This window comes from Kineococcus indalonis (genome assembly GCF_009906395.1).
Taxonomy (GTDB): Bacteria; Actinomycetota; Actinomycetes; order Actinomycetales; family Kineococcaceae; genus Kineococcus; species Kineococcus indalonis.
This window is the reverse complement of the sequence record NZ_JAAALM010000255.1, coordinates 1-5,795: the sequence shown is the minus strand read 5'-3', so window position 1 is coordinate 5,795 and position 5,795 is coordinate 1. Positions and strand designations below refer to the sequence as shown.

General features: G+C 78.0%; 6 protein-coding genes. 4 read left to right on the top strand and 2 right to left on the bottom strand.

Annotated elements, in window-relative coordinates; genetic code table 11:
• Positions 1 to 129: 129 nt before the first annotated feature.
• A complete protein-coding gene (locus GTR00_RS13005) occupies positions 130 to 900 on the top strand; it encodes a thymidine kinase (protein ID WP_166612034.1) in 771 nt (256 codons plus the stop codon).
• Here GTR00_RS13005 and GTR00_RS13000 read toward each other — a convergent pair.
• Positions 866 to 1,873, bottom strand: coding sequence for an SDR family oxidoreductase (locus GTR00_RS13000; protein ID WP_166612036.1), 1,008 nt, complete (start codon positions 1,871 to 1,873; stop codon positions 866 to 868). The genes GTR00_RS13005 and GTR00_RS13000 overlap by 35 nt on opposite strands.
• Before the next feature lie 238 nt (positions 1,874 to 2,111).
• Here GTR00_RS13000 and GTR00_RS12995 point away from each other — a divergent pair, with 238 nt between their 5' ends.
• Complete coding sequence (locus tag GTR00_RS12995; RefSeq protein WP_166612033.1) at positions 2,112 to 2,357, top strand: DUF2630 family protein; 246 nt, start codon at positions 2,112 to 2,114, stop codon at positions 2,355 to 2,357.
• On the opposite strand, the gene GTR00_RS25815 is transcribed toward GTR00_RS12995, so the two are convergent.
• Entirely contained in the window at positions 2,329 to 4,425 is a 2,097-nt protein-coding gene (locus GTR00_RS25815) for a redoxin domain-containing protein (RefSeq protein ID WP_205705713.1), read from the bottom strand. The genes GTR00_RS12995 and GTR00_RS25815 overlap by 29 nt on opposite strands.
• A gap of 165 nt (positions 4,426 to 4,590) precedes the next feature.
• Between GTR00_RS25815 and GTR00_RS12985 the strand changes: the two genes are divergently transcribed.
• Together GTR00_RS12985 and GTR00_RS12980 are read left to right on the top strand one after the other, a co-directional pair.
• Positions 4,591 to 5,193, top strand: coding sequence for a ClpP family protease (locus GTR00_RS12985; RefSeq protein WP_166612032.1), 603 nt, complete (start codon positions 4,591 to 4,593; stop codon positions 5,191 to 5,193).
• Positions 5,190 to 5,795 (top strand): ATP-dependent Clp protease proteolytic subunit (locus GTR00_RS12980; RefSeq protein ID WP_166612031.1); only part of this gene is annotated, 606 nt, incomplete at its 3' end. The genes GTR00_RS12985 and GTR00_RS12980, both read left to right, overlap by 4 nt.

Below are 5,795 nucleotides of genomic sequence, written 5' to 3'. Positions count from 1 at the left end.
GCCGTCACCCGCACGCACCACGCCCGCCCCCCCACCGCGGGAGCCGTGCAGGGGCGGGCGTGGTGCGTGCGGGTGACGGCGGCGCGCTCGCGGCGGGGCGCGCCGGCGCGTGCGGCAGGATGGTCGCCCGTGGCCGAGCTGGTGTTCTTCTCCGGGACGATGGACTGCGGGAAGTCCACGCTCGCGCTCCAGGTGGACCACAACCACCGCGTGCAGGGCCGGCACGGGCTGCTGTTCACCCGCTTCGACCGCTCCGGCGAGGCCGTCGTCTCCAGCCGCATCGGCCTGGCCCGCCCCGCGCTGGAGGTCGCCGAGGGCACCGACCTGTGGGCCGAGGTCTCGCACCACCACCGCCGCCGGCGCGTGGACTACGTCGTGTGCGACGAGGCGCAGTTCTACTCCCCCGAGCAGGTCGAGCAGCTCGCCCGCCTCGTCGACGACCTGGGCATCGACGTCTTCGCGTTCGGCATCACCAGCGACTTCCGCACCCGGCTGTTCCCCGGCAGCGCCCGGCTGATCGAGCTGGCCGACCGGGTGCAGGTGCCGCAGGTGGAGGCGCTGTGCTGGTGCGGGGCGCGCGCCACCCACAACGCCCGCACCGTCGACGGCGTCATGGTCGTCGCCGGCGAGCAGGTCGTGGTCGGCGACGTGGCCCAGCCGGAGGGGACGCTGGACGTCGGACCGGTGGGCACCATCGCCTACGAGGTGCTGTGCCGCCGGCACCACGTGCGCCGCCAGACCGCCGCGGTCGCCGCCGCGCAGGGCCTGCCCGGCGCGCCCGCCGGGGACGACGCCCCCGCCGACGCACCCGCCGGCGCACCCGCCGGCGCACCCGGAGGGGTCGTGGACGTGCGCGGGCAGCGCCTCAGCGGCGCGAGCGCGCCAGCAGCCCCGCGGTGAGCGCCGCCGCCCCGGCCGCGGCACCGCCCAGGGTGCGCCGGTGCCGCAGCGCCCACACCTGCGGGCTGCGCGCGCGGGAGCGCTCGTCGAACGGCCCGCGCGCGCCGTGGTCGCCGGGCACCGGCTGCTCCAGGTAGTCGCCCACCATGGCGCTGCGGGGCTGGTCGCTCTGCTGCCCGTCCACGCCGGTGCGGGCCAGGTAGCGGTCCAGCACCGGGCCGAGGACGTAGTTGCCCAGGACGGTGGCGACGGTGGAGCCCCCCACCCAGGTGGTGCGCCGCGGCCGGTCCACGACGTCGCCGACGACGCGCGCGCACAGCTCCGGCTGGTAGATCGGCGCCACCGGCTGCGGGTGCTGCGGCAGCGCCGAGCGCACCCACCCGAACTGCGTGGTGTTCATCCCCGGCATGTGGACGGTGGACACGGTCACGGAGCTGCCCTCGTGCAGCAGCTCGGTGGTGACGCTCTCGGTGAAGCCCCGGATGGCGTGCTTGGCGCCGCAGTACGCCGACTGCAGCGGGATGCCGCGGTACGCCAGCGCGGAACCGACCTGCACGATGCGGCCGCGGTCGCGCGGGCGCATGCGCGCCAGGGCGGCGCGGGTGCCGTTGACGTACCCGAAGTAGGTGGTGGCGGTGGCACGGGCGTAGTCGTCGGGGTCGACGTCCCAGAACGCCGCGAACACGCTGGCCATCGCGTCGTTCACCCACACCTCCACCGGGCCCAGCTCGGCCTCCACGCGGGAGGCGGCGGCCTCGACGGCGCGGTGGTCGGCGACGTCGCACACCACGCCCAGGCCGCGGCGGCCGCGGGCGGCGACGTCGGCGACGGCACCGGCCAGGCCGTCGCGGCCGCGGGCCAGGGCGGCGACGTCCCAGCCGCGCTCGGCGAGCTCGCGCACCACCGCGCGGCCCAGCCCCGCGGAACCGCCGGTGACCACGGCCACGCCGCGGGACGAGGGCGCGGCGCCCAGGGAACGCAGGTCGTCGTCGCCGGTGCCGTCACCGGTGCCGACGGCGGGGCCGGTGCTGCCGGCGCTGGGGGTGCTCACCGGTCCTCCTCGGGTCTCGCGGGCGCGGTGGGCCCGCGCCGGTCCCCCCAGCCTCGCGCAGAGCGGCCCGGCGCGCCCGGCGGCGGGGCGCTGCGCGCGGGGAGGGGTGCGCGGGCGCGCCAGGGTCGCGCCCGCGCCCGCGGCGGGACAGGATGCCCGCATGGACGAGCAGGACATCCACGACCGCATCAACGCGCTCGTCGAGCGCGAGCACGCGCTGCGCGCCGCGCTGGCCGACGGCCGGCTCTCGGCGCAGGAGGAGCACGCCGAGCTGAAGGACGCCGAGCAGAAGCTGGACCAGCTCTGGGACCTGCTGCGCCAGCGCGAGGCCAAGCGCAACGCGGGGCTGGACCCCGACGAGGCCGGTGAGCGGCCCGTCAGCGAGGTGGAGGGCTACCGGCAGTAGGGCTCCCGGCAGCAGGGCTCCCGGCAGCAGGGCCCCCGGCAGCAGGGCTCCCGGCAGCAGGGCCCCCGGCAGCAGGGCTCCCGGGGGGCGCGTCCAGCTCCACGTCGACGCGCAGCTCCCCGGCGGCGGTGGCGTCCAGCAGGACCGGCACGTCCAGGGCGCGGCGGTGCAGGTGGCACGCCGCGCCCGCCGCCCCGCCGGCGTCGCAGGTGGCGACCTGCACGTCCAGGTGCAGGACACCGCGGGCGGGAGCCGCGGCCAGCCGCAGCTCGCGGCCCAGGCCGGGACCGGCGCCGGCGCCGCTCTCCAGCAGCTGCGGCGGGTCGGCGCGCACGTCGAGCACGGCGGCCGCGCCGGAGCGCCCGTCGAGCTCCTGGCCCGCGGGCGCGCCCACGTCCACGGCCAGCCGCACCGGCCCGGGCGGCAGCAGCACCGGCACGCGGCGCTCGCGGCCCGCGCCGGGGCGCGCGCGCAGCACCTCCGGCAGCGGCAGGCGGCTGAGGCGGTGCGCGGCGGACTCCACCACCACGAGCGCGCCCTCGCCCGCCGGCGCCCCGCCCGGCTCGTCGAGGACGAGGACGTCGACGGGTTCGGCCAGGCCGTGCAGCAGGGTGGAGACGCGGCCGGTGGCCGGGTCGAAGCGGCGCACGGCCCCGTTGTAGGTGTCCGCCACGAGCACCGAGCCGTCGGGCGCCACCGCCACCCCCAGCGGGTGCTGGAGCAGCGCCACCTCCTCGCCGCCCGCACCCCCCGCGCCGTCCCCGGGCGCCGAGCCGGGACCGTCCCGGAACCCGAACTCGAACAGGCCCTGCCCGGCGGCGGTGGTCACGACGTGCCCGGGCCGGGCGACGGGGGCGGCGTTGGCCATCCGCCCGTCGGTGACGACGGGCACCGAGCGGTCCGGCGGGCCGGTGCGCCGCAGCGCGCGCAGCGCGGAGGTCTCCGCGTCCACGAACCACGCCAGCTCCCCGGCGGAGCTGCGCTGCACCGCGACCCCGGACGGCTGGGCCAGCCACGCCGACTCCGCCGGGCCGTCGCGCAGGCCCTCGGCGGTGGTGCCGGCGAGGACCCGCACCACGCCGCGGGCCGGCTCGGCGGCCGGCTCGAACGCCCACAGCTGGTGGTGCCCGGCCATCGCGACCAGCACCTGCCCGTCGAACCACGCCACGTCCCACGGCGAGGACAGCTCCTGCTGCAGGGCGGGGCCGCCGCCGGCGCGCCGGCGCAGCTGCCGCCCGGTGCCGGCGACGGTGCGCACGTGCCCGTCGGCCAGCCGCACCCCGCGCAGCGCGTGGGCGCCGCGGTCGGCGACGACCACGTCGTAGCCCACCCGCGCGGCCACCCCGGGCGGCAGCAGCGCCAGGCCCTGCGGCTCGGTGAAGCGCGCCGAGCCCGCGGCCCCGTCGCGCAGCCCGGGCACGCCCTCGCCGAGGTGGCGCACCTCGCTCACCAGGTCGCCGGCCAGCTGCACGAGCCGGTGGTGGCCGGTGTCGGCGACGAGCACGCCGCCGCCGGGCAGCGCCAGCGCGCGGGCGGGGAAGCGCAGCACCGCGCCCGGGCCCGCACCGGGGCCCGCACCGGGGCCCGGGCCGGGGTCCGGGGCCGCGCCCGACGGGGCGCGCTCCAGCAGCCGCGCGACGACGGCGGCGAGCTCCTCCCCGCGCCCCTCCCCCGACACCGAGGCGGCCACGTACCCCTCGGGGTCGACGACGACCAGGGTGGGCCAGGCGCGCGCCGCGTACGCCGACCACGTGGTGCGCTCGGCGTCGTCGAGCACGGGGTGGGTGATGCCCAGCCGGGCCACGGCGGCGTCCACGGCGGCCGGTTCCGCCTCGTGCGGGAACTTCGGGGAGTGCACCCCCAGCACGGTCAGCGCCGCGCCGAACCGGGAGCGCAGCGCCTCCACCTCGGGCAGGACGTGGAGGCAGTTCACGCAGGAACCGGTGAAGAAGTCCAGCAGCACGACGCGCCCGCGCAGGTCCGGCTCCCGCCCGCCGGTGCCGATCCAGCGCCGGCCGGCCAGGCGCGGGGCGCGGACCCGGCCGGGACGGGGGTTCACCGCGGGCACTGCCCCAGTGTGGCCGGTGCGCGCCGGGCGCGCACGGGCGGCGCACCCCGGCCCGTCCGCGCCGGGCGGTTCTCCCGCCGGGAGATGTGCCGCGGGGAGAAACCGGCGACCGCGACCGGTGCGCGGGGCCAGGGTGGGGCGACCCACCCACCCGCAGGAGGAGAGATGAGCACCCCCACCCTCGCCGGCCCGTTCGACGACCAGCTCTCGCAGCGGCTGCTGTTCCAGCGCATCGTCGTCCTCGGCCAGGAGGTCGACGACGCGGTCGCCAACAGGATCTGCGCGCAGCTGCTGCTGCTGTCCGCCGACGACCCGCGCGACGACATCGCCCTGTACATCAACTCCCCCGGCGGTTCCATCAGCGCCGGGCTGGCCATCTACGACACGATGCGGCTGATCCCCAACGACGTCGCCACCCTCGTCATGGGGATGGCCGCGAGCATGGGGCAGTTCCTGCTGTGCGCGGGCACGGCGGGCAAGCGGTTCGCGCTGCCGCACGCGCGGGTGATGATGCACCAGCCCTCCGGCGGGATCGGCGGGACGGCCGCCGACATCGCCATCCAGGCGGAGAACCTCGCCCACACCAAGGCCACCATGCAGCGCCTCATCGCCGAGAACACCGGTCAGGACGTGGCGACGGTGGAGCGCGACTCCCAGCGCGACCGCTGGTTCACCGCCGAGGAGGCGCGCGCCTACGGGCTGGTGGACCACGTCGTGGAGCGCGTGGCCGACGTGCGCCTGGGCGCGGGGCGGAGGGTCGGGCTGTGAGCACCCTGGTCCCCTACGTCACCGAGTCCACCCCGCGCGGGGAACGCACCTCGGACGTGTTCAGCCGCCTGCTGTCCGAGCGCATCGTGTTCATCGGCGGGGAGATCGACGACGGCGTCGCCAACGTCGTCATCGCGCAGCTGGTGCACCTGGCCTCGGAGAGCCCCACCGCGGACGTGAACCTGTACGTGAACTCCCCGGGGGGTTCGGCCACCGCGCTCATGGCGATCTACGACACGATGCAGTTCGTGCAGCCGGACGTCGCCACGTTCTGCGTGGGGCAGGCCGCCTCGGCGGCGGCGGTGCTGCTGGCGGCGGGCGCGCCGGGCAAGCGCTCGGTGCTGGAGCACTCGCGGGTGCTGCTGCACCAGCCCTCCGGCGGCGCGCAGGGCACCGCGGCGGACCTGCAGATCCAGGCCCGGGAGGTGCTGCGGCTGCGCAGCGAGATCGAGGGGGTGCTCTCGCGGCACACCGGGCACACCGTGGAGCGCCTGCGCGCCGACCTGGACCGCGACCTGGTGCTGCCGGCGGCCGAGGCGGTCGCCTACGGCGTCGCCGACCGCGTCATCACCCCCGGCGCGGTCCTGCGCGCGGCCCACCCC